Source organism: Agrococcus casei LMG 22410, assembly GCF_900163565.1.
Classification (GTDB): Bacteria; Actinomycetota; Actinomycetes; order Actinomycetales; family Microbacteriaceae; genus Agrococcus; species Agrococcus casei.
The window spans coordinates 97287-117756 of record NZ_FUHU01000045.1 but is presented as its reverse complement, the minus strand read 5'-3'; the positions used below and the strand labels follow the sequence as shown (position 1 = coordinate 117756).

Genomic DNA, 20470 nt, shown 5'->3' with positions numbered 1-20470 from the left:
CTGCCCGCACAGGGAGCAAGATAGAACAATGAAGTTCCTCTCGATCCAGTCATCGGTCGCATACGGCCACGTCGGCAACTCTGCAGCGGTGTTTCCGCTCCAGCGGCTCGGACACGAGGTGTGGCCTGTCAACACAGTGCACTTCTCGAACCACACGGGCTACGGCGCCTGGCGTGGCCCGATGCTGCCCGCCGACGACGTTCGAGAGGTCATCACCGGCATCGGCGAGCGCGACGAGTTCGCAAACATCGACGCCGTGCTCTCGGGATATCAGGGCGGCAGCGACATCGCCGACGTGATCCTCGAGGCGGTCGACAAGGTCAAGGCAGAGAACCCCTCTGCCACCTACACCTGCGACCCGGTGATGGGCAACGCCAAGAGCGGCTGCTTCGTCTCAGATCTGATCCCACCGCTGCTGCGCGACCGCGTCGTGCCCAAGGCAGACATCATCACACCCAACCAGTTCGAGCTCGGCTACCTCACCGACACACAGCCCACCGATCTCGACTCGACCCTCGCATCCGTCGACGCCGCCATGCAGATGGGGCCGAAGACCGTGCTGGTCACGAGCGTCGAGCGTCCCGACCGGCCTGAGGGCACGATCGAGATGCTCGCAGCCGACGAGACCGGAGCCTGGATCATCCAGACGCCGTTCCTGCCGCTCAAGGCCAACGGCTCAGGCGACGTGACGGCAGCGCTCTTCACCGCGCACTACCGCTCCACGGGGTCGGCCGCAGAAGCACTGAAGAACACCACATCGAGCGTCTTCGACCTGCTGCAGCTCACCCTCGACTCGGGCGAGCGCGAACTGCAGCTCATCGCCGCGCAGGACGCATACGCGAACCCGCGTGACCAGTTCGAGGTCACGCGGGTTCGGTAGCGGCTCAGCTGGCCGTCAGCAGCTGGCGCTTACGCCTTCTGCTTAGACATCTTCTCGAGCACGCGGATGACCTGCGACGAGTAGCCGAACTCGTTGTCGTACCAGACGTACATCACGAGGTGGCGGCCGGTCGCGATCGTTGCGAGACCGTCGACGATGCCTGCACGGTTGTTGCCGACGAAGTCGGTCGAGACGACCTCAGGCGAGTCGATGTAATCGATCTGCGACGACAGGTCGCCCGTGAGCGACTCCTGACGCATCACGTTGTTGATCGTGTCGCGGTCGATCTCTTCGTTCAGCGTGAGGTTGAGAATCGCCATCGAGACATCAGGCGTCGGAACACGGATCGCATTGCCCGTCAGCTTGCCCGCCAGCTCGGGCAGCGCCTTCGCAACAGCCTTCGCAGCACCGGTCTCGGTCAGCACCATGTTGAGCGCAGCCGAACGGCCGCGACGGTCGCCCTTGTGGTAGTTGTCGATCAGGTTCTGGTCGTTCGTGTACGAGTGCACCGTCTCGACGTGGCCGTACTCGATGCCGTAGCGCTCGTTGATGACCTGAAGAACAGGGGTGATCGCATTCGTCGTGCAGCTTGCCGCAGTGACGATCTTCGCATCGGGCGTGATCGCCTCGTCGTTGATGCCGAACACCACGTTCGGCAGGTCACCCTTGCCGGGAGCCGTCAGCACGACGCGCGAGGTGCCCTCTGCCTGCAGGTGCAGGCTCAGACCCTCTTCGTCACGCCAGCGACCCGTGTTGTCGACGATGATCGCATTCTCGATGCCGTGCTCGGTGTAGTCGACCGATGCGGGGTCGTTCGAGTAGATGACCTGAATGCGCGTGCCGTTCGCAATGATGACACTCGCCTCTTCGTCGACCTCGATCGTGCCGTCGAAGGCACCGTGCACCGAGTCGCGACGCAGCAGGCTCGCACGCTTCGTGAGGTCGCTGGGGCCCGAGTTGCGCACGACGATCGCACGCAGGCGCATGCCGAGACCAGCACCGTGGTGTGCGATCAGGATGCGTGCGAGCAGACGGCCGATGCGACCGAAGCCGTAGAGCACGATGTCCTGCGGCTGGTTGGGCTGGGTGACGTCGAGCGCGGCGAGTGCAGTGCGCGCGAACTCCACGAACGACTGGTCGGATGCGGCAGCACCGGCAGCGAGCACGCCCACGTCGAGCGACGTGTCGTGGATGCCGAGCTCCTCAGCAATGCGCAGCGCAGCGAGCGTGTCGGAGAGGTCGAGCTCACCGTCTGCAATGCGACGTGCCCACCGGTGGGCCTTGACGACCTCGATGGCTGACTGGTTCACAAGTTGGCGACCGAAGACACTGGTCACCACGTTGTGCTCACGATAGAGCCGGCCGATCAGCGGGATCGACTCCTCGGCGGCTGCGACTTTGGTCAGCCAGTTCTCGTGGGCTTCGTTGTACGACTCGTTCACGTACGGCTTCCTCTCCGTTGAATGTTTCCATTCTGACGCAGAAACGACGTGACCGCCGGGCAAACCGGCGGTCACGAAGTCAGCAAATGCTAGAAAGTGAAACTATCGTTATTCTTTCGCAGCGTGAGCGTCTGCAGCTGCGACGATCTCGTCGACCGTCGCCTTGAGCGCGCGGTTCTTGCCCTCGTCACCGACGAAGACGCCGTCTTCGAGGCACTCCCACGGCATGGCCATCTCGAGGTTGCCCTGCGTGCGCTTCATGCCCAGGAATCCGAGCGTCTCGCCGAGGCCTGCAACGCCGCGCGTGCCAGCCGACTGGCCGCCGTACGAGACGAACGCAACGCTCTTGCCGCGCCATTCGTGCACGAGGTAGTCGATCGCGTTCTTGAGCGACGCGGTGTACGAGTGGTTGTATTCGGGCGTGACCCAGATGAATGCGTCCGCTGCAGCAACCCGCTCCGACCACGCCTTGGTGTGCTCGTGCGTGTACTGCTGCATCGCCGGGTGGTTGGGCTCGTCCATGAACGGCAGCCCGATCTCCTTGAGGTCAGCCCAGTCGACCTCGACATCGCGACCGCGAAGCTCCTCCTCGACCCAGCGACCGACGGGCAGGCCGATGCGGCCCTCGCGAACAGAAGCGACGATGATCATGACCTTTGCCATAGTGGCGAATCCTCTCGTTGAAGTATTGCAACATTGAACGATAACGCACCCCCTCGGCGCGTATTCCCGATGCTCGCACATCCTCTCAGGGCGTAGGATAGACGGCTGTGCCTCAGCTCACTCCCGGTCGCCGGATCCTCGCGCTCATCACCCTCGCTCTGGGTGGCTTCGCCATCGGCACGACCGAGTTCGCAACCATGGGCATCCTGCCGCTCATGGCGAGCGAGCTGACCGACAACTTCCAGACGCAGCCCGAGCAGTCGATCGCCGCAGCCGGGTGGCTCATCACCTGGTACGCCGTCGGCGTCGTGGTCGGCGCACCCGTGCTGGCCATGGCCACAGCCCGCTTCTCTCAGTCGAAGCTCGCGATCGTGCTGCTCGCAGCCCTCGCATTCGGCAACCTGCTCTCAGCCGTCGCACCCGAGTTCTTCACGCTGTCGATCGCCCGGTTCATCGCAGGGCTCCCCCACGGCGCCTACTTCGGCGTCGCGTCGCTGCTCGCCGCCCGCATCATGGGCCCCGGCAAACAGGGAGCCGGCATCGCCATCGCCCTCTCGGGCCTCACGATCGCCAACGTCATCGGCGTTCCGCTCGGCACCTGGCTCGGGCAGCTCGCCGGCTGGCGCTGGACTTACGCCTTCGTCGCAGTGCTCTTCGTGCTCGCAATGATCATGACGATCATCGCCGTGCCCCGCGTCAAGGGCGACCCGACCCGAAGCGCCCTCGCCGAGCTCGGCGCCTTCAGAAGCGCCAGGCTCTGGCTGGTCGTCGCCGCCGGAGCCCTCAGCCTCGCCGGCTTCTTCACCGTCTACTCCTACGTCGCCGAGACCGTCGTCAGAGAGGCCGGTCTCACAGCCGGCTTCATCCCCCTCGCACTCGCACTCGTCGGCGTCGGCATGACACTGGGCAACATTGCAGGCGGATGGGCGAGCGACCGCGCCATGGAGCGCACGGCTGTCGCAGGGGTCGGCGCGTTCGTCGCATCTCTGCTCCTGTTCTGGGCGACGGCAGCCAACCCTGTCATGCTGTTCGCCTCGCTCTTCCTGATCGGCTTCACGTCGTCGTCGTTCACGCCGGCCATCCAGTCGCTGCTCATACGCACGGCCGGACGCGCGAAGCTGCTGGGCGCATCCATGAACCACTCGGCCTTCAACATCGGCAACAGCATCGGCGCATGGCTCGGCGGCATCGTCATCGCCGGCGGCCTCGGATACCTGGCGCCCGGACTCTTCGGAGCCATGGCATCCGCCCTCGGCCTTGTGCTGCTGGTGATCGCATTCGCGCGCATCCGCCGCAAGCCGATCGACCCGATCACAGAAGAACTGCGCATTCCGTGACACCATGTCAGTGATGGCCGACAACGCAGTGCTCGAAGAGCTCGACACCGAGGCGCTCACGACGGGCGGCTGGATCACCCTCGTCTGGGATGACCCGGTCAACCTCATGCCGTATGTGACGTACGTGTTCCGCAGCTACTTCGGCTTCTCGCGCGAGAAGGCACAGCGACTCATGCTGCTCGTGCACAACGAGGGCCGAGCCGCTGTCGCAGCAGGCGATCGCGAGACCATGGAGCGCCACGTCTCTGCGATGCACGCGTACGGCCTGCAGGCAACGGTCGAGGCCCTCTGATGCACGCCTGGCAGAAGGTGCACGACGGCGTCGAGGCCGTCTTCGACCTCGACGAGGCGAAGATGCTCGAGAATCTCGCCGAGCAGCTCAAGCGCCTGCACCGCGCTGCCGGCCAGGGCGCACTCAACTTCGAAGACCCGGCGGTGCTGCGCCTCTACCCCGACGCCTACGACGACGCAGAAGAGGCCCACGAGTTCCGCAGGCTCGCCCTGCCCGAGCTCGCAGCTGCACGCGAGCGCTACCACGACGCAGTGATCGTCGGCTCTGTCACAGCAAAGCGCGAGGGCGACACCGCGACTGTGCACGTCGGCTCAGAAGAGATCGACGACTGGCTGCGCGCCCTCAGTGACATGCGCCTCGTTCTGACGACGCGAGTCGAGCAGGGCAACGAGGCATTTCAGGGCGTCACCGACTGGCTCGGCTACGTGCAGGCGACCCTGCTCGAGGTGCTGTGAAGCCTGCGCTTGGCGCCTACGTGCGACGCTGACGCTTCTCGCGAATGCGCTGATTGACGATGACAGGCGTGCCCTCGAAGCCGTAGACCTCGCGCAGTCGACGCTGAATGAACCTTCTGTACTGCGGGTCAAGGAATCCGGTCGTGAACAGCACAAACGTCGGCGGACGCGACGCAGCCTGTGTTCCGAACAGGATGCGCGGCTGCTTGCCACCACGAAGCGGGTGCGGGTGCTCCGCCGTGAGCTCAGCGAGAAACGCATTGAACTTGGCAGTCGGAATGCGCATGTCCCACGAGTCAAGCGCCGTCTCGAGCGCCGGCACGAGCTTCTCGAGGTGACGACCGGTGCGTGCCGAGATGTTGACACGAGGCGCCCACTCGACATGCGCAAGATCCTGCTCGATCTCACGCTCGAGGTAGCGACGCCGTTCGTCTTCGAGCTGATCCCACTTGTTGAACGCCAGCACGAGCGCACGGCCCGACTCGAGCACGAGATCGATGATGCGAATGTCCTGCTCGCTGATGACATGCGTGACATCCAGCAGCACGACAGCGACTTCAGCCTTCTCGAGCGCCGCCTGCGTGCGCAGCGTCGCATAGAAGTCAGCACCCTGCTGCAGGTGCACACGGCGACGGATGCCAGCCGTGTCGACAAAGCGCCACACACGTCCGCCGAGCTCGATCTGCTCGTCAACCGGGTCACGCGTGGTGCCTGCGATGTCATTGACGACAACACGCTCTTCGCCTGCTGCCTTGTTCAGCAGCGACGACTTGCCGACATTCGGACGCCCGAGAATGGCAACGCGACGCGGCCCGCCATACTCCTCCTTGGCAACAGCCGACTCCTTCGGCAGCACCTTGATGACCTTGTCGAGCAGGTCGGCAACTCCCCTGCCGTGCGCAGCAGAGACAGGGTGCGGCTCACCGAGGCCGAGGCTCCAGAGGTCAGCAGTCTCGATGTCACGACGCGCATCATCTGCCTTGTTGGCAACGAGCAGCACGGGCTTCTTCGACTGGCGCAGCATCCGAACGACGTGCTCGTCAGTGGATGTCGGGCCGACATTGATGTCGACGACGAACAGCACTGCATCCGCAAGCTCCACGGCGATCTCTGCCTGCTGAGCGACGGACTTGTCGATGCCCCGCGCATCCGGCTCCCAGCCACCGGTGTCGACCAGCGTGAACGGCTGGTTGCCCCACTCGGCCTTGTAGCTCACGCGGTCGCGCGTCACACCCGGAGTGTCTTCGACGACAGCTTCGCGGCGACCGAGAATGCGGTTGACGAGCGCAGACTTGCCCACGTTGGGCCGGCCGACGATCGCCAGCACCGGCAGCGCAGGCATGAGAATCGGCGCATCGGGGTCGAAGTCGAAGTCAGCAAGCAGCTGCTCGTCGTCGTCTTCGAACTCGTAGTCGTCGAGGCCGGCACGCAGGGTGCGCATGCGGGCGTCGTCGAGCTCGAGGGTCGGGTCGAACTCTTCGCTCGCCTCGAACTCCTGGTTCGTCTCGTCATTCGTCATCTTGGGGTCCTTCCGTGAACCAGGTTGACGACCGCCTGCACAGTCTGGTTGAAGCTCAGATCACTCGAGTCAACCAGGTGCACGCCGTCAGCCGGCTCCATAAAGTCACTGTTGCCCATGTCGCGATCGTCTCGATCTCGAATGCGCTTGGCAATGGCGTCTGCGTCCTCGCCCACATCAGAAGCTCGTCGCTCTGCGCGGATCTCGGGTCTGGCCGTCAGCAGGATGCGCACATCGGCATCCGGGGCAACGACAGTAGTGATGTCGCGGCCCTCGACTACGATACCGGGTTCTGCCGACTGTATGAGACCCCTGAAGATCTCATTCACGCGCGTGCGCACCTCGGGCACGACAGCAACCCTGCTGGCAGCGCCCGAGATGTGCTCGGCACGAATCTGCGCCGTCACGTCGAGACCGTTCACCAGCACCCGCTGCGAGCCCGATTCGAGGCTGATCTCGTAGTCGAACTGCTCGAGGGTCTTGAGCACGTGCTCACGGATGCCCGGGTCGGCACCGCGGTCGTACACGAGCCAGCCGAGCGAGCGGTAGGCGGCACCGGTGTCGAGAAACTGAAAGCCGAGCTCGCGTGCCGCAGCCCGCGCCACCGACGACTTGCCGCTGCCTGCTGGGCCGTCAATTCCGACGACGACGTTCTCACTCATCCGTGCATCCTTCTTCTCAGCATCGGTCATCCGAGCACCTTCCAGCCCAGCTCCGTCAGCGCCGCTTCGAGCTCGAGCTCTGCATCGAGCGCGACGAGCACTTCGGCGACACCGAACTGGGCACCCTCTGCGTGCTCGATCCGCACATCCTCGAGGTTGACTCCCGCATCGCCGATGTCGGTGAAGAGCCGCGCCAGCTGGCCGGGGCGGTCGTCGACCCGCACGAGCGTGCGCGCGAACTTCGTGTGCGTTCCGTGCTTGCCGGGCAGCCTGGCAACGCCCTGGTTGCCTTCGACGAGCGCACCGGCGATGGCTCGCAGCGAGCCGGGCTCCCCCGCAGTGTCGAGCGCTTCGATGACGCCGTCGAGCGAGTCGCGCAGCTGCTTCAGCACTTCTGTGACTGCCTCGGCATTCGCACTGAGAATCTGCATCCAGAGCGCCGGATCGCTGCCAGCGACGCGCGTCACGTCGCGAAGCCCGCCGCCAGCGAGCCTCAGCGACTCGAACGGGGCCTCCTGCAGCAGCGATGCAACCAGCGTCGATGCCAGCTGCGGAACATGCGAGACGAGCGCAACAGCCCGGTCATGCTCGACGACAGACATCTCGATCGGAACCGCGCCGAGGTCGAGGATGAGATCGTCGATGAGGCTGCCGCTCGAGTACGAGATGTCATCGTGGCTCGCAATGACCCACGGCCTGCCGAAGAAGAGGTCGCCCGTGCCCGCGAGCGCACCCGACTGCTCCTTGCCCGCCATGGGGTGGCTGCCGAGGTAGCGCGACACGTCTGCTCCAAGCTCGCGCAGCTGCGTCAGCGGCAGCTGCTTGACGCTCGCGACATCGGTCACGATCGCTTGAGGAAAGCGCGCGAGCTCAGAGGCGACGACCTCAGCGGTGACATCGGGCGGAACTGCCACGACGATCAGCTGCGGCGTCGCATCGTCAGCGGTCGCGAGACGCCCCGCACCGTAGTCAGCCGCGAGCGCAGCCTGCGAAGGGCTGGCGTCTGCGAGCTGCACATCGACGCCCCGAGCAGTCAGCCCGAGGCCGATGCTCGTGCCGAGAAGCCCCGTGCCGACGATGCGCACGGGTCCTTGCAGGCGGTGCGGCACGGTGACTCCTTACGTGTTGGGCGAATCGCGCACCAGGGTGAGCACGTCGCGAAGTTCCATCGTAGTCAACTGACGTGTCTTTCCAGCGCCGAGAGTGCCGAGATTCAGCGGCCCGAAGCTGCGACGCACGAGCTCCTGCACCGGATGCCCGACGTGCAGCATCATGCGTCGCACGATGCGGTTGCGTCCCGAGTGCAGGGTGATCTCGACCATGGTCAGGCCGCCCTTGACGCCCTTGACTCGCACGTCGTCGGCTGCGATGAAGCCGTCTTCGAGCTCGAAGCCCTCGCGCAGGCGTCGCAGCGTGCGCGTCTCGAGCTGGCCGTGCACGAGCGCGATGTACGTCTTCGGCACTTCGAATGACGGATGCGCGAGTCGGTGCGCGACTTCGCCGTCGTTGGTCATGAGCAGCAGTCCGCTGGTCATCTCGTCGAGCCGGCCGACGTTGTAGACGCGCTCGCCGACACGGTCGGCATACTGCTGCAGGTCGGGTCTGCCGTTCTCGTCCTTCATGGTCGATACGACGCCCACCGGCTTGTTGAGCATGATGTACCGCTTGCTCACGTCGAGCTGAATCGCCTTGCCGTCGACCGTCACTCGCGCATCCGGCGTGATCCTGGTGCCCAGCTCGGTCACGATCTTGCCGTCGACCGTGATGCGGCCGTCGACGATCATGTCTTCTACGACACGTCGGCTTGCGACACCCGCAGCCGCGAGCACCTTCTGCACGCGCTCGCCCTCAGTCGACTGGTTGTTCATGCGAATGCCTCTTCCTCGGGTGAATCCGGCAGCAGCGGCGAGATCAGCGGCAGCTCGGTGATGTCATTGATGCCCAGCTGCGTCAGCAGTAGGTCGGTGGTTCGATAGTGGATCGCGCCCGTGTCGCTGTCGGTGAATGCCTCTTCGACGAGGCCGCGGGCCAGCAGCGTGCGCACGACAGAGTCGACATTGACAGCACGGATGGCCGCCACCTGTCCGCGCGTGACTGGCTGTCGGTAGGCGATCACGGCAAGGGTCTCGAGTGCTGCCTGTGAGAGCTTCGACGGTGTCACGGTCGACACGAAGTCAGCGACCGTGTCGTCGTAATCGCCTCGCACGTACAGCCGCCAGCCGCCACCGACCTCGCGCAGCTCGAAGCCTCGAGCGGGACCGTCGCCTTCGCCGTCGAAGTCTGCACGGATGCGCTCAATGGCGTCCTTGACGGCTGCGACCGGCTCCTGCAGTGCGGCGGCCAGGTGGGTCGGCGACTGCGGCTCGTCGGCGACAGTGAAGATCGCTTCGAGCTTGCGGTCGATTTCGGTCATGTGCTCATTGTGCCAGGCTCGACGTATGCAACCGGATCTGAAGATCTTTCCCGACTACGGACACCCGTGGCCGCTGTGGCTGCCGGGAACAGACGAGTATGCAGTATCGCCCCACCAGCTCGGGCTCTCGCAGGCACTGACTGAGCACATCCGCCGATGGCATCAGATCTGGCTCAATGAGTTCGATGTTGAAACAGGCGCCTGGAGCAGCAGCCGGCATCGTGCCGCATACCTTGACGAATCAGGGAGCATTCTGCAGCAGCTGCGCGCCGAGTACCCAGGACGAGTCGAGCTGGCATTGGGCTCGCTTCAGTCGTAGTCAGCCCCCAGCGTAGCGAGCGACTCGTCGGCGAAGTCGTGACCGCTCCAGGTGATCGTCAGCTCACCCAGCGGCTCGAGCTGCTCGAACGTCACCGCCGACCGACGATACAGCTCGAGCGCCGCCAGGAAGCGTGCGACGATCACTCCCCTGCTGGCAACCCCGGCGATGAGCTCACGAAACGAGAGCGAGCCGGCACCGCGCAGCTGCGCGACGATCTCGGCAGCCTGCTCGCGAATCGACACCAGCGGAGCATGCAGATGGTCAAGGCCGACCGTCGGAATCTCACGCGGCGTCATCGCCAGCAGCGCAAGCGCCGCGAAGTCGTCAAGGGTCAGCGTCCAGACGAGCTCGGGCGTGCGCTCGACGAACTTGCGCTCGAGCTTGACCTGCCTGGCATGACGCCCGCTCTCGGCGTCGAGGTGGCCTGACAGCCACTTCGCCGCATGCTTGAACGCCCGATACTGCAGCAGCCTCGCAAACAGCAGGTCACGTGCCTCGAGCAGCGCCACGTCTTCACGGTCGACGACATCGCCCGCAGGCAGCAGACTCGCGATCTTGAGGTCGAGCAGCGTCGCCGCAACCACGATGAACTCGCTCGCCTTGTCGAGGCTGCCTTCGCCCTCGAGCTTCGAGACATACGAGATGAACTCGCCCGTCACCGTGCTCAGCGCAAGCTCGGTGACGTCGAGCTTGCGGTTGCCGATCAGCGTCAGCAGCAGATCGAACGGACCCTCGAAGTTCTCGAGATGCAGCTCGAAGCCGCCCGACCCTTCGACTTCGGCAGTGTCGTTATGCGACTGCTCGGCGTTCACTTCGCCGTCGTTAAGCGACTGCTCCACGCACGACCAGCTCTCGGGCAAGGGTTCTGTACGCTTCAGCCGCCGCATGGTTGGGCGCGAACTGCGTCACGGGCGTGCCGGCAACCGATGCGTCAGGGAACTTCACGGTGCGGCGGATCACGGTGTCGAGCACCTGGCTGTCGAACGCGTCGACAACACGCTCGAGCACCTCGCGCGCATGCAGGGTGCGGCTGTCGAACATCGTGATCAGGATGCCGTCGAGCTCGAGCGACGGGTTCAGGCGCTCCTGCACCTTGTCGATCGTCTCTTTCAGCAGCGCGACACCGCGAAGGGCGAAGTACTCGCTCTCGAGCGGAATCAGCACACCGTGCGCCGCGGTGAGCGCATTGACCGTGAGCAGGCCGAGCGACGGCTGGCAGTCGATCAGGATCAGGTCGTAGTCATCGGCGACCCGACGCAGCACGCGTGCCAGAATCTGCTCGCGCGCGACCTCACTCACGAGGTGCACTTCGGCAGCCGAGAGGTCGATGTTGGCCGGAATCACATCAAGGCCTTCGACACTCGTCGGCTGGATCGCCTCATGCGGGTCGAGCTTGGGGTTCAGCAGCAGGTCGTAGATCGTCGTGACATCGTAGTTCTGCACACCGAGCCCTGCAGAGAGCGCACCCTGCGGGTCGAAGTCGACAGCCAGCACACGACGGCCGTACTCGGCGAGCGCAGCTGCGAGGTTGATCGATGTCGTCGTCTTACCGACACCGCCCTTCTGGTTGCACATCGAGATGATGCGCGCGGGGCCGTGGTCGGCCAGCGGCGCAGGCACCGGAAACTCGCGCAGCGGACGACCTGTGGGTCCGAGTTCGGGCGCATCCATTCCAGGAAGCGCGTCGTAGCCGTTGGTAGTCACACCTTGAGTCTAGAAGCGACGACTGACCTGGCCGCCCAGGCAGAGGCGGCGTGTATTTCAACCTCCACTTGAGGGTGCAAGGTTACGGACTGTGTCGCGCAGCGTTGTCTGCGAGTGCCTCGAGGCGCGAACCTCGAACCATGCCCGACTGTCAGCTGCACCCCTACGACCAGATCACTCGCACCGACCTCGATCGCCCCGAGTCCCGTAAATGGAGCCTCCACCCCGGCACCATCGGCGCCTGGGTCGCAGAGGCCGACTTCGGCACAGCCCCCGCCGTCACGGCTGCCCTGCACCGAGCCGTCGACGCAGGCACGCTCGGCTACCTTTCCGATCCGCTCGCAGCGGAGCACGCGGATGCGGGGGCAGGGTGGCTCCGCGACTCCTGCGGCTGGCAGGTTCCCGCCGAGAGGGTGCACGCAGTCTCTGACGTGCTGGCCGCACTCACGATCACGGTTCGCGCGTACGCTCCTGCGGGCAGTGCTGTGATCGTGCCCACGCCCGCCTACATGCCCGTGCTGACGCTGCTGCCGGCACTCGGCCATCCGGTTGTCGAAGTGCCGGGCACCGCCTCGAACGGCCGCTGGGCACACGACCTCGACGCGATCGACGAGGCATTCAGGGCAGGCGCCAAGACCCTGTTTCTGTGCAACCCGCACAACCCCACCGGCTCGGTGCTGACCCGCGAAGAGCTCGTCGCGATCTCAGAGATCGTCGACCGGCACGGCGGCCGCGTCTTCGCAGACGAGATCCACGCGCCGATCCGCTTCGACAGCCGACCGCACGTGCCCTACGCATCGGTCTCAGAAGCCGCAGCGGCGCACACGATCACCTCGACGAGCGCGTCGAAGGCCTGGAACATCCCCGGGCTCAAGACCGCCCAGCTCATCACCTCGAACGACGCCGACCAGCAGCGCTTCGTCGACAGCGGGCTCGGCGGCCAGCACGGCCCCTCGACACTCGGCGTCGTCGCGACGATCGCCGCCTACCGCGAGGCTCGCGACTGGCAGCGCGAGTCGATCGAGTACCTGGCATCGAACCGCGCCGTGCTCGCAGCCCTGCTCGCCGAGCATGCGCCCCAGATCAGCTGGACGCCCAACGAAGCCACCTACCTCGCCTGGCTCGACCTCGGCGAAGCAGGCGGTTCGGATGCGGCAGCGCGGCTGCGAGAGCGCACCGGCGTGGCCGTCACCGCAGGGTCTGCCTGCGGCCAGGGATACGAGCGGTTCGTGCGCCTCACCTATGCGACTCCCAAGCCCGTGCTCGCCGAGGCGATCAAGGCGATCGGAGCAGCGCTGTGAGCACAGCGCAGGCCGGCTTCTCGACGCGGCAGATCCACGCCGGCTCGATCGTCGACGCCGAGTCGCGAGCGCGTGTCACCCCGATCTACCAGACCTCGGGCTACGTCTTCGACAGCTTCGACGAGGGGGCCGAGCGCTTCGCCGGAACAAGCCCGCTGCGCGCATACTCCCGCACCGACAACCCCACCAACGTCGTTGCGGCCAAGCGCATCGCCGACCTCGAGGGCGGCGTCGACGGCGTGCTCGTCGGCAGCGGACAGGCGGCAATCGCCATGACGGTGTTCTCGCTCGCGAGCGCCGGCGACCACCTGCTGACCACCCAGCTGCTCTACGAGGGCACGCGCGAGATGCTGCGGGGCTCGCTGCTGCGCCAGGGCGTGACCTCGACCGCACTCGACGAGCACGCGACAGAGGCCGACTGGCTTGCCGCCGTGCGGCCGAACACGAAGGCGATCTACACCGAGTCGATCCCAAACCCGGTCGGCGGCGTCACCGATCTCGATCTGCTCGCCCGGGTGGCCAAGCGGGCTGGCGTGCCCCTCGTCGTCGACAACACGGTGGCGACGCCGTATCTGTGTCGACCGTTCGAGTTCGGTGCCGACATCATCATCCACTCGACCTCGAAATGGCTCGCAGGTCACGGGTCGGTCATCGGCGGCGCAGTCATCGACGGAGGATCCTTCGACTGGGCCGCGAACGCGGAACGGTTTCCCCAGTTCACAGCTCCGGGGCCTCACGGTCGGCCCAGCGCTGTGGCGAAATGCGGTCGCGCGGCATATGCCGGGCTGCTTCGCTCGAGCACGATCATCGAGTACGGACCGACGATGCCGCCGACCAGCTCGTTCCTGCTACTGCACGGCATCGAGACGCTCAGCCTGCGCATGCAGCGGCACATCAGCAACGCGCATGCAGTGGCGGATGCACTGAGTCGGCACCCAGCAGTCGCCCGTGTGCATCACGCCGACCTGGCCGGTTCGCCCTACCGCGCACTCGCCGACCGCTTCACGCCGCTCGGCGCCGGATCGATCGTGACGATCGAGCTGCACGGCGGACGCGCAGCCGCCCGCACCTTTCTCGACTCGCTCGACCTGGTGACCCAGATGACTCACATCGGAGACGTGCGGACGCTCGCAATCCATATGGCCTCGACCATCCACGGCAAGCTCACCGACCAGGAGCGCGAAGCGGTCGGCATCTCCGACTCCCTGGTGCGCATCTCGGTAGGGCTCGAGGACGTCAGCGACATCATCGCGGATCTGACCCAGGCGCTTGCCAAGACAGAGGGGCTTGCATGACGCTTCCCTACTCATTCGAGCTGTTCCCGCCACGCACCCCGAACGGCTTCGACCGCATCGACCGCACGGTCGAGATGTTCGCGAAACTCGACCCCGCGTTCGTCTCGGTCACGTTCGGCGCGGGCGGCTCCGACAGCCGCCACTCACTCGGCGTGCTACAGCGGCTGCTCGATGCAGGTGTTCCGCCGATGGCCCACCTGACCTGCGTCGGCCTTGACGTCGAGCAGGCGAGCAGACTCGTGCGCAGCTTTCTTGACGCGGGCATCACGCGCTTCCTCGCACTGCGAGGCGACCTGCCCCACGACGCCGGAGATCGGGTCACCGACCTGCGATCTGCCGCTGAGCTGGTGCAGCTCATCGATCGTGTCGACACCGAGCGCGAGCCGTACCAGAGTTTGCTGTTGCCCGGACTGCGTCGATCAGAGATCCGAGACCGTCAGTCGAAGACCGAGATCTCGGTGGCCGCGTTCCCCAACGGGCATCCCGGCGCCGGCGTGCACCGCAGCGACGTGGCCGCACTGCTTGCGAAGCAGTCTGCCGGAGCGACCATGGCGATCACCCAGCTCTTCTTCGACCCCTTCGACTACCTCGAGTTCGTCGATCTCGCCAGAGCCAAGGGCGTCACGATCCCCATCGTCCCCGGCATCGTGATCCCGACGTCTCTTCGTCGTCTCGAGCGGTCGGCCGAGCTCTCTGGCGAGCGGCTGCCGACCGAGCTTGCCCGTCGACTCGACGGGGCATCCGACGACGACGCCCGCCGCATCGGCGTCGACACCGCAGTCGCACTCATCGACGAACTGCGAGACCACGACGTACCCGGCATTCACCTCTACACCTTCAATGATCATCGCCCCGCGTTCGATGTGCTCGACCACATCGGCCTCACCAGCGTCGGGGCCTCACCTGCATAGGAGCACCATGACCCTCTTTCCCAACGGCACGATCCTCGGATACCCGCGCATCGGCCCCGACCGCGAGCTCAAACGCGCACTCGAGGCCAACTGGCGCGGACGCATCGACGACGCCGAATTCGCCCGCCGCACGAGTGAGCTGCGTCTCGCTGACCTGCAGCGGCTCGTCGAGCTCGGCCTCAGCCCAGACGACGCGTCGCTGCCGCTCGAGACCGCGCATTACGACCACGTGCTCGATGCCACGCTCACGTTCGGCGCCGTTCCGCCGCGGCTGCGCGACGCAGTCACGCACGGACTCGCCTGGGAGTGGCTGCTGGCCCGCGGCGACGTCGACCGCGCCCCGCTCGAAATGACCAAATGGTTCGACACGAACTACCACTACCTTGTGCCAGAGCTCGATGCAGAGACGACGTTCTCGCTCGCTGACACCCGCATCGTCGACAGGTTCATCGAGGCGAGGGCCGCTGGATTCCATACGCGCCCTGCCGTGGTCGGCCCCGCGACCTACCTCGCACTGGCAAAGGCCGAAGGCGTGCGCACGACCGAGCTCGCCGACAGGCTCGTGCCGCTCTACCGTGAGCTCGCTGAGCGGCTGGCCGCCGCCGGCGCCACCTGGCTGCAGCTCGACGAGCCGGCACTGGTCGCAGACCTTGAGGGCTTCACACCTGTCGAGCTGCAGGGGATCGCGCGAAGCGGCGCCCGTGCTGTTCGCGAGGGCGGCCTCAAGGTGCTGCTCGCCGCCGGCTACGGAGAATCATCAGGTCGTGTCGAAGCTCTCGCCTCCGACGTCGATGCGATCGCTTTCGACCTCGTCCGCGGCGGGCTTCCCGCTGTGACCGACACACCACTGGTCGCCGGTGTCGTCCATGGCCGCAACGTCTGGCGAACCGATCTCGACAAAGCCCTCGAGACGCTTCGAGCCAGCGGGTCAGACGTCTCAGTCGGCACCACGACACCGCTGCTGCACGTGCCCCACACGCTTGAGCCAGAATCCGACCTCGGTGACGAGCTGCGCTCATGGCTCGCCTTCGCCGACGAGAAGGTCGCTGAGGTCGTCACCCTGGCTGACGCCCTGCGAACCGGCACCACGAGCCCCGCCTTCGACGAGGCCCGCGCTGCCCTCGGCAGCCGCGCTGCAGCCGAGGGCGTGCGCGACGGTTCCGTTCGCGAGCGCGTCGCATCCCTTCAGGCGGATGCGCGAACGCGGCTCCCGTACGACCAGCGAGCACAGCTGCAGCGGCAGAAGACCCCGCTGCCAGCGCTGCCCACCACGACGATCGGCTCGTTCCCTCAGACGGGCGACATCCGCCTTGCCCGTGCCGCTCATGCCAAGGGCGAGTCGTCTGACGAGCAGTACCGGGAGGCGCTGCAGGCTGAAGTCCGTCGCGTCATCGACCTGCAGAGCGACCTCGAGCTCGATGTGCTCGTGCACGGTGAGCCTGAGCGCAACGACATGGTGCAGTACTTCGCCGAGAACTTCAACGGCTTCAGCGTCACGAAGCGCGGATGGGTGCAGTCCTACGGGTCGCGCGCCACACGTCCGTCGATCCTCTGGGGTGACGTGTCGCGTCCGAAGCCGTTCACGGTCGAGTGGATCAGCTATGCGCAGTCACTGACCGAGAAGCCGGTCAAGGGCATGCTGACCGGCCCCGTGACGATCCTCGCGTGGTCGTTCGTGCGTGATGACCAGCCGCTGGCCGACACCGCAGACCAGGTGGCGCTTGCACTTGCCGATGAGATCGCCGACCTTGAAGCGGCTGGCACCAGCATCATCCAGGTCGACGAGCCCGCGCTGCGAGAGCTGCTGCCGCTGCGCGCATCCGATCGTGCCGCCTATCTCGACTGGTCAGTCGGTTCCTTCCGACTCGCAACCGGTCAGGCAGCCCCTGAGACGCAGATCCACACGCACCTCTGCTACTCCGAGTTCAACACGATCATCGACGCAATCGACGGGCTCGACGCCGACGTCACAAGCATTGAGGCTGCCCGTTCGAAGATGGAGGTCGTCGAGGCCATCGCAGCCCACGGATACAGCCGAGGCATCGGCCCGGGCGTCTACGACATCCACTCCCCACGAGTGCCGTCGACTGACGAGGTGTCTGAGCTGATCGGAATCGCGGCCGCGAACATCCCCGAGCAGCTGCTGTGGATCAACCCCGACTGCGGACTGAAGACGCGAGGCTACGAAGAGACCTCAGAGAGCCTGAGGAGTCTCGTAGACGCGACCCGACTCGCGCGCGGCTGACTTCCGAGACAATGTGGGGGCGGACCGTATTCGGTCCGCCCCCACATCCGTTGCTTGTCTACGCGTTGCGACGACGCAGCAGCACGAATCCGGTTCCGCCGAGCATCAGCGCGAGAGCGAGCACGAACGGTGCGAGACCGCCGTCGAAGCCCGTCTCGGGCAGGTCGGGCTGGCCGTCTTCGTCTCCGTCGAACGAACCGTCGTCACCGGTTCCGTCATCGCCGGTTTCGTCTGCGACGACCTCGAATGCGGCTTCGAGCACGATGCTCTCAGCGCCGCCAGAACCCTCCTGCGTCACTCGCAGTGTGTACGTTCCGACAGGCATCCGCAGACGCTCACCGGCTTCGGTCTCGTAGGAGACCTCGCCCGCGAGAGCACCCGCCTCAGTCTGAGCCGCACCTTCGATGACCGAGACGCTGCCGCCTGCATCGATCAGCTCGACCACAGCGGTGCCTTCACGCAAACCTGTGGCAGCGTACGAGACGCCGTCGATCGACTCTGTCTGCGTGTACTGCTCCTGCTCGATGACCAGCAGCGGCTCATCCGCCTCAATGTCGTCGTCTTCAGCAAACGAGACGCCCACGAGTGCCGGGTTGTGGTCAGACGAGCGGAACTGGTCAGCCGCGTACAGCTGAGCCACGTTGTAGTTGTGACGGCTGTACTCCAGCGCGACCGGCTCGTAGGCGTTGATCGTCCAGAGGTCAGCACCGGTGACCAGCGCAGTCGCCGCCTCGCTCGCGAGCACGTGGTCGAGCGATCCGACCATGCCGCCGAAGGCGTACGAGTACTCGGGGCCGCCCGCAGTCAGGTTGGTGTACCCGGCGTTCAGGATCGTCGTCACAGGGTCTTCCTGTGCATACGAGTTGAGGTCACCGGTGATGAAGACCAGGTCGGTGCCGTGCTGCTGCTCGAGCGTGTCGGCGAACTCGACAACAGCCTCTGCCTGACGAACGCGGTCGCCGTTCCAGCCGCCGACAGCGTGTGCCGGGCCGAGCTCGTCGTCGCGGTTGGCGTTGTCGCCGTCTCCGCTGCCGCCCTTCGACTTGAAGTGGTTGGCGATGACCAGGAACTCGTTGCCCGAAAGCGCCTCGTCTGCCGGTGCGAACAGTGCCGCGAACGGAGCACGGGCGTTCTCGAACGCCGCATCGTCGAGCAGCTCTGCGCTGCCCTCGATGTATGAGACCTCAGCCGGCTTGTAGATGTAGCCGGTGCGGATGACGTCATCGCCCGTCGCGGGGATCCACTCCGGTGACGGAACGAATGCCCACCGGTCCTCGTCAGCAGCAGCATTGAGCTCGCCGACGAGGTGTTCGATCGAAGCATCGCGGTCGTTGCCGAAGTCAGACGAGTCCTCGATCTCCTCGAGCGCCACAACCGAAGCGTCGAGCGTGTTGATCGCGGTGACGATCTTGGCCTGCTGGCGCTCGAAGTTCTCAGCGTCGTATGCACCGCGAGGCGTGCAGTAGTCGGTCGCGATCGGGTTGCCGTCGCGGTCCTCGTACGCCTCACAGCCGGCCTCGGTGTCGCCGAGGGTGGTGAAGTAGTTGAGCACGTTGAACGTGCCGATCGTGATGTCGCCTCCGACGTCCTCAGGAGCCTGCTCTCGCACATCCGAGAATGCAACGGGCGCGTTCTCAGTGCCGTGCACCGGCTGCGTGGGCTGGAAGCGCCACGTGCCGTGGCTGTAGTCGAGCACGACACCGTCGGTGAAGGCTGCGACTGCGCCGATCGTGACCGGGGTCTCGAGCGTCAGGTACGGCAGCGGCGAGTCCTTCGCGGCGTCGTTGCTCATGTAGTCCCAGGTCTGGCCGTCGTCGAGCAGCACGCTCGCTGCGGCGTTCGCCTCAGCCTGTGCGTATGCGGCGTCTGACCCGGGGGCTCCGACCTCAGTCGGCTGCACGAGGGCGCTGTCGCCGAATGCGAGGCCGACCTCGCCGTACTGGTTGAGCGCGTAGTTGTTGCTGACCGTGTAGGTGCCCTGCGGCGCCAGCAGCATGCCCTCGAACAGCTCGCGAACCTCTTCTTCTGTGGGCCACTCGGCCAGCTCGACCGCAGTCGCCTCACCCAGCGACTCGCCGAGTGCTGTGACGCTCGACGCCTCGATCTGAGTGACGTCGTAGTACTCGGTCGCTGTGCCGTGCACCTCGACCGAGTCGCCGATCTGCACGCTCTCGGCGTGGCTCGATCCGTACACGAACACACCGGTCGATGCCGCGTGCGATGCGATGTCGACGACTCCCGGCTCCTGGATGTTGAAGCCGTTCTTGCTGCCCTGGCCCGTGTACACAGCGGTCACGATGCCCTGGGTGATGACGGGCTGGTCCATGAAGGGCGTCTCAGCGCCCTCGCCCTGGATCTCAGAGATCGTTGCCGTCTCGGGATCTGCAGGAGGGTCGACCGGAGGCTCTTCCGTGCCGTCCTCTGCGAGGCCTTGAGGCGTGGGCTCGCCCGTGGCGAAGTCGACGCTGTTGTCGTCGGTGTCAGACGCCGGGTCGACACGAGCGACCGAGACGCTGTTGCTCGTGCCGTGAGCCGGAGCACCCTCGAACAGCGCTGCATCGCCCCATCCGACCAGGTCGATGACGGTGTCGCCTGCCGCGATCTCGACCGACCCCTTTGAGCCGCTCATGGCCGCATTGAAGGTCGCATCCGACTCGAACGAGGGCAGGTCGCGGTTCGAACCGTACGCGGCGCCGACGAGATAGTGCTCGCCCGGCTGCAGCGAGCCCTCGAGCTCAGTCGAGGCGCCGAGGTTGCCGCTCGACGAGTAGTACGAGACGGTCACGCCGTCGAGCGAGACCTCTGCAGCAGAGAAGTTGTACAGCTCGATGAAGTCCTGGTTGAACTTCGCGCCGCCGTTGCCACCTCCTCCGTACGCTTCGCTGATGACGAGTCCCGTCGACGGAGCAGCCTGCGCTGCTGGTGCCGGCGTGATCGCTGTGAGGCCGCTGGCTGCGACCGTGGCTGACAGGGCGACGATGCCCAGCTTCTTCGTGAGTGTGCGCACGTGGATCATTTCTCTTCGGTTG

At 65.7% G+C, this 20470-nt stretch carries 19 protein-coding genes; 9 read left to right on the top strand and 10 right to left on the bottom strand.

Annotated elements, in window-relative coordinates:
• Positions 1–28: 28 nt before the first annotated feature.
• Positions 29–880, top strand: coding sequence for a pyridoxal kinase PdxY (gene pdxY / locus CZ674_RS12790; protein ID WP_086992904.1), 852 nt, complete (start codon positions 29–31; stop codon positions 878–880).
• Between the two features lie 29 nt (positions 881–909).
• Here the strand turns inward: pdxY and CZ674_RS12785 are convergent, their stop codons facing one another.
• Positions 910–2322: a glyceraldehyde-3-phosphate dehydrogenase gene (locus tag CZ674_RS12785; RefSeq protein WP_086992903.1), complete on the bottom strand. Its 1413-nt coding sequence runs from the start codon at positions 2320–2322 to the stop codon at positions 910–912.
• Between the two features lie 108 nt (positions 2323–2430).
• Positions 2431–2985, bottom strand: a complete 555-nt coding sequence (locus tag CZ674_RS12780) for an NADPH-dependent FMN reductase (RefSeq protein ID WP_086992902.1) — start codon at positions 2983–2985, stop codon at positions 2431–2433.
• Between the two features lie 107 nt (positions 2986–3092).
• On the opposite strand from CZ674_RS12780, the gene CZ674_RS12775 reads away from it, so the two are divergent.
• From CZ674_RS12775 to CZ674_RS12765, 3 genes are read left to right on the top strand one after another with little or no spacing between them, the layout of a single operon-like run.
• Positions 3093–4322 carry an MFS transporter gene (locus CZ674_RS12775; RefSeq protein ID WP_086992901.1) on the top strand — a complete coding sequence of 410 codons (1230 nt, stop codon included), beginning with the start codon at positions 3093–3095 and terminating at the stop codon, positions 4320–4322.
• A gap of 13 nt (positions 4323–4335) precedes the next feature.
• Complete coding sequence (gene clpS, locus CZ674_RS12770) at positions 4336–4614, top strand: ATP-dependent Clp protease adapter ClpS (RefSeq protein ID WP_234988584.1); 279 nt, start codon at positions 4336–4338, stop codon at positions 4612–4614.
• On the top strand, positions 4614–5069 hold the full coding sequence (locus CZ674_RS12765) for a DUF2017 family protein (protein ID WP_086992899.1): 456 nt from the start codon (positions 4614–4616) through the stop codon (positions 5067–5069). Before clpS ends, CZ674_RS12765 begins: the two co-directional genes overlap by 1 nt.
• Positions 5070–5085: 16 nt before the next feature.
• Here CZ674_RS12765 and der read toward each other — a convergent pair whose 3' ends face one another.
• The 5 genes from der to scpB all read right to left on the bottom strand — a co-directional run bounded on the left by der (position 5086) and on the right by scpB (position 9663).
• Positions 5086–6510, bottom strand: a complete 1425-nt coding sequence (gene der, locus CZ674_RS12760; RefSeq protein ID WP_234988592.1) for a ribosome biogenesis GTPase Der — start codon at positions 6508–6510, stop codon at positions 5086–5088.
• A 74-nt stretch (positions 6511–6584) separates the two neighbouring features.
• The gene (gene cmk / locus CZ674_RS12755; RefSeq protein WP_234988583.1) at positions 6585–7280 is read right to left on the bottom strand and encodes a (d)CMP kinase; all 696 of its coding nucleotides are present in this window, start codon (positions 7278–7280) and stop codon (positions 6585–6587) included.
• The gene (locus CZ674_RS12750) at positions 7277–8359 is read right to left on the bottom strand and encodes a prephenate dehydrogenase (RefSeq protein WP_234988582.1); all 1083 of its coding nucleotides are present in this window, start codon (positions 8357–8359) and stop codon (positions 7277–7279) included. The genes cmk and CZ674_RS12750 overlap by 4 nt, the downstream gene beginning before the upstream one ends.
• A 9-nt stretch (positions 8360–8368) precedes the next feature.
• Positions 8369–9118 carry a pseudouridine synthase gene (locus tag CZ674_RS12745; protein WP_086992897.1) on the bottom strand — a complete coding sequence of 250 codons (750 nt, stop codon included), beginning with the start codon at positions 9116–9118 and terminating at the stop codon, positions 8369–8371.
• Entirely contained in the window at positions 9115–9663 is a 549-nt protein-coding gene (scpB, locus tag CZ674_RS12740; RefSeq protein WP_086992896.1) for an SMC-Scp complex subunit ScpB, read from the bottom strand. Before scpB ends, CZ674_RS12745 begins: the two co-directional genes overlap by 4 nt.
• Before the next feature lie 25 nt (positions 9664–9688).
• Between scpB and CZ674_RS12735 the strand changes: the two genes are divergently transcribed.
• Positions 9689–9982, top strand: coding sequence for a hypothetical protein (locus tag CZ674_RS12735; protein WP_086992895.1), 294 nt, complete (start codon positions 9689–9691; stop codon positions 9980–9982).
• Here CZ674_RS12735 and CZ674_RS12730 read toward each other — a convergent pair.
• Together CZ674_RS12730 and CZ674_RS12725 are read right to left on the bottom strand one after the other, a co-directional pair.
• Entirely contained in the window at positions 9973–10824 is an 852-nt protein-coding gene (locus tag CZ674_RS12730) for a segregation and condensation protein A (protein ID WP_407640224.1), read from the bottom strand. The two genes, CZ674_RS12735 and CZ674_RS12730, sit on opposite strands and share 10 nt — an antisense overlap.
• Positions 10808–11656, bottom strand: a complete 849-nt coding sequence (locus CZ674_RS12725; protein ID WP_086992893.1) for a ParA family protein — start codon at positions 11654–11656, stop codon at positions 10808–10810. The genes CZ674_RS12730 and CZ674_RS12725 overlap by 17 nt, the downstream gene beginning before the upstream one ends.
• Before the next feature lie 173 nt (positions 11657–11829).
• On the opposite strand from CZ674_RS12725, the gene CZ674_RS12720 reads away from it, so the two are divergent.
• From CZ674_RS12720 to metE, 4 genes are read left to right on the top strand one after another with little or no spacing between them, the layout of a single operon-like run.
• Positions 11830–12990, top strand: coding sequence for a MalY/PatB family protein (locus tag CZ674_RS12720; RefSeq protein ID WP_086992892.1), 1161 nt, complete (start codon positions 11830–11832; stop codon positions 12988–12990).
• Complete coding sequence (locus tag CZ674_RS12715) at positions 12987–14285, top strand: O-acetylhomoserine aminocarboxypropyltransferase/cysteine synthase family protein (protein WP_086992891.1); 1299 nt, start codon at positions 12987–12989, stop codon at positions 14283–14285. The genes CZ674_RS12720 and CZ674_RS12715 overlap by 4 nt, the downstream gene beginning before the upstream one ends.
• Positions 14282–15196, top strand: a complete 915-nt coding sequence (locus CZ674_RS12710; protein WP_086992890.1) for a methylenetetrahydrofolate reductase — start codon at positions 14282–14284, stop codon at positions 15194–15196. Before CZ674_RS12715 ends, CZ674_RS12710 begins: the two co-directional genes overlap by 4 nt.
• A gap of 7 nt (positions 15197–15203) precedes the next feature.
• Entirely contained in the window at positions 15204–17441 is a 2238-nt protein-coding gene (metE, locus tag CZ674_RS12705) for a 5-methyltetrahydropteroyltriglutamate--homocysteine S-methyltransferase (protein WP_234988581.1), read from the top strand.
• Positions 17442–17499: 58 nt separating this feature from the next.
• On the opposite strand, the gene CZ674_RS12700 is transcribed toward metE, so the two are convergent.
• The gene (locus CZ674_RS12700) at positions 17500–20448 is read right to left on the bottom strand and encodes an ExeM/NucH family extracellular endonuclease (RefSeq protein WP_159456995.1); all 2949 of its coding nucleotides are present in this window, start codon (positions 20446–20448) and stop codon (positions 17500–17502) included.
• Positions 20449–20470: the final 22 nt, after the last annotated feature.

Excerpts from the sequence above, each read along its gene's own strand:
- pdxY (WP_086992904.1), top strand. The coding sequence starts at position 29 with ATGAAGTTCCTCTCGATCCAGTCATCGGTCGCATACGGCCACGTCGGC.
- CZ674_RS12780 (WP_086992902.1), bottom strand. The coding sequence starts at position 2,985 with ATGGCAAAGGTCATGATCATCGTCGCTTCTGTTCGCGAGGGCCGCATC.
- clpS (WP_234988584.1), top strand. The coding sequence starts at position 4,336 with ATGGCCGACAACGCAGTGCTCGAAGAGCTCGACACCGAGGCGCTCACG.
- CZ674_RS12765 (WP_086992899.1), top strand. The coding sequence starts at position 4,614 with ATGCACGCCTGGCAGAAGGTGCACGACGGCGTCGAGGCCGTCTTCGAC.
- der (WP_234988592.1), bottom strand. The coding sequence starts at position 6,510 with ATGCGCACCCTGCGTGCCGGCCTCGACGACTACGAGTTCGAAGACGAC.
- cmk (WP_234988583.1), bottom strand. The coding sequence starts at position 7,280 with ATGACCGATGCTGAGAAGAAGGATGCACGGATGAGTGAGAACGTCGTC.
- CZ674_RS12745 (WP_086992897.1), bottom strand. The coding sequence starts at position 9,118 with ATGAACAACCAGTCGACTGAGGGCGAGCGCGTGCAGAAGGTGCTCGCG.
- scpB (WP_086992896.1), bottom strand. The coding sequence starts at position 9,663 with ATGACCGAAATCGACCGCAAGCTCGAAGCGATCTTCACTGTCGCCGAC.
- CZ674_RS12735 (WP_086992895.1), top strand. The coding sequence starts at position 9,689 with ATGCAACCGGATCTGAAGATCTTTCCCGACTACGGACACCCGTGGCCG.
- CZ674_RS12725 (WP_086992893.1), bottom strand. The coding sequence starts at position 11,656 with ATGGATGCGCCCGAACTCGGACCCACAGGTCGTCCGCTGCGCGAGTTT.
- CZ674_RS12720 (WP_086992892.1), top strand. The coding sequence starts at position 11,830 with ATGCCCGACTGTCAGCTGCACCCCTACGACCAGATCACTCGCACCGAC.
- CZ674_RS12710 (WP_086992890.1), top strand. The coding sequence starts at position 14,282 with ATGACGCTTCCCTACTCATTCGAGCTGTTCCCGCCACGCACCCCGAAC.
- metE (WP_234988581.1), top strand. The coding sequence starts at position 15,204 with ATGACCCTCTTTCCCAACGGCACGATCCTCGGATACCCGCGCATCGGC.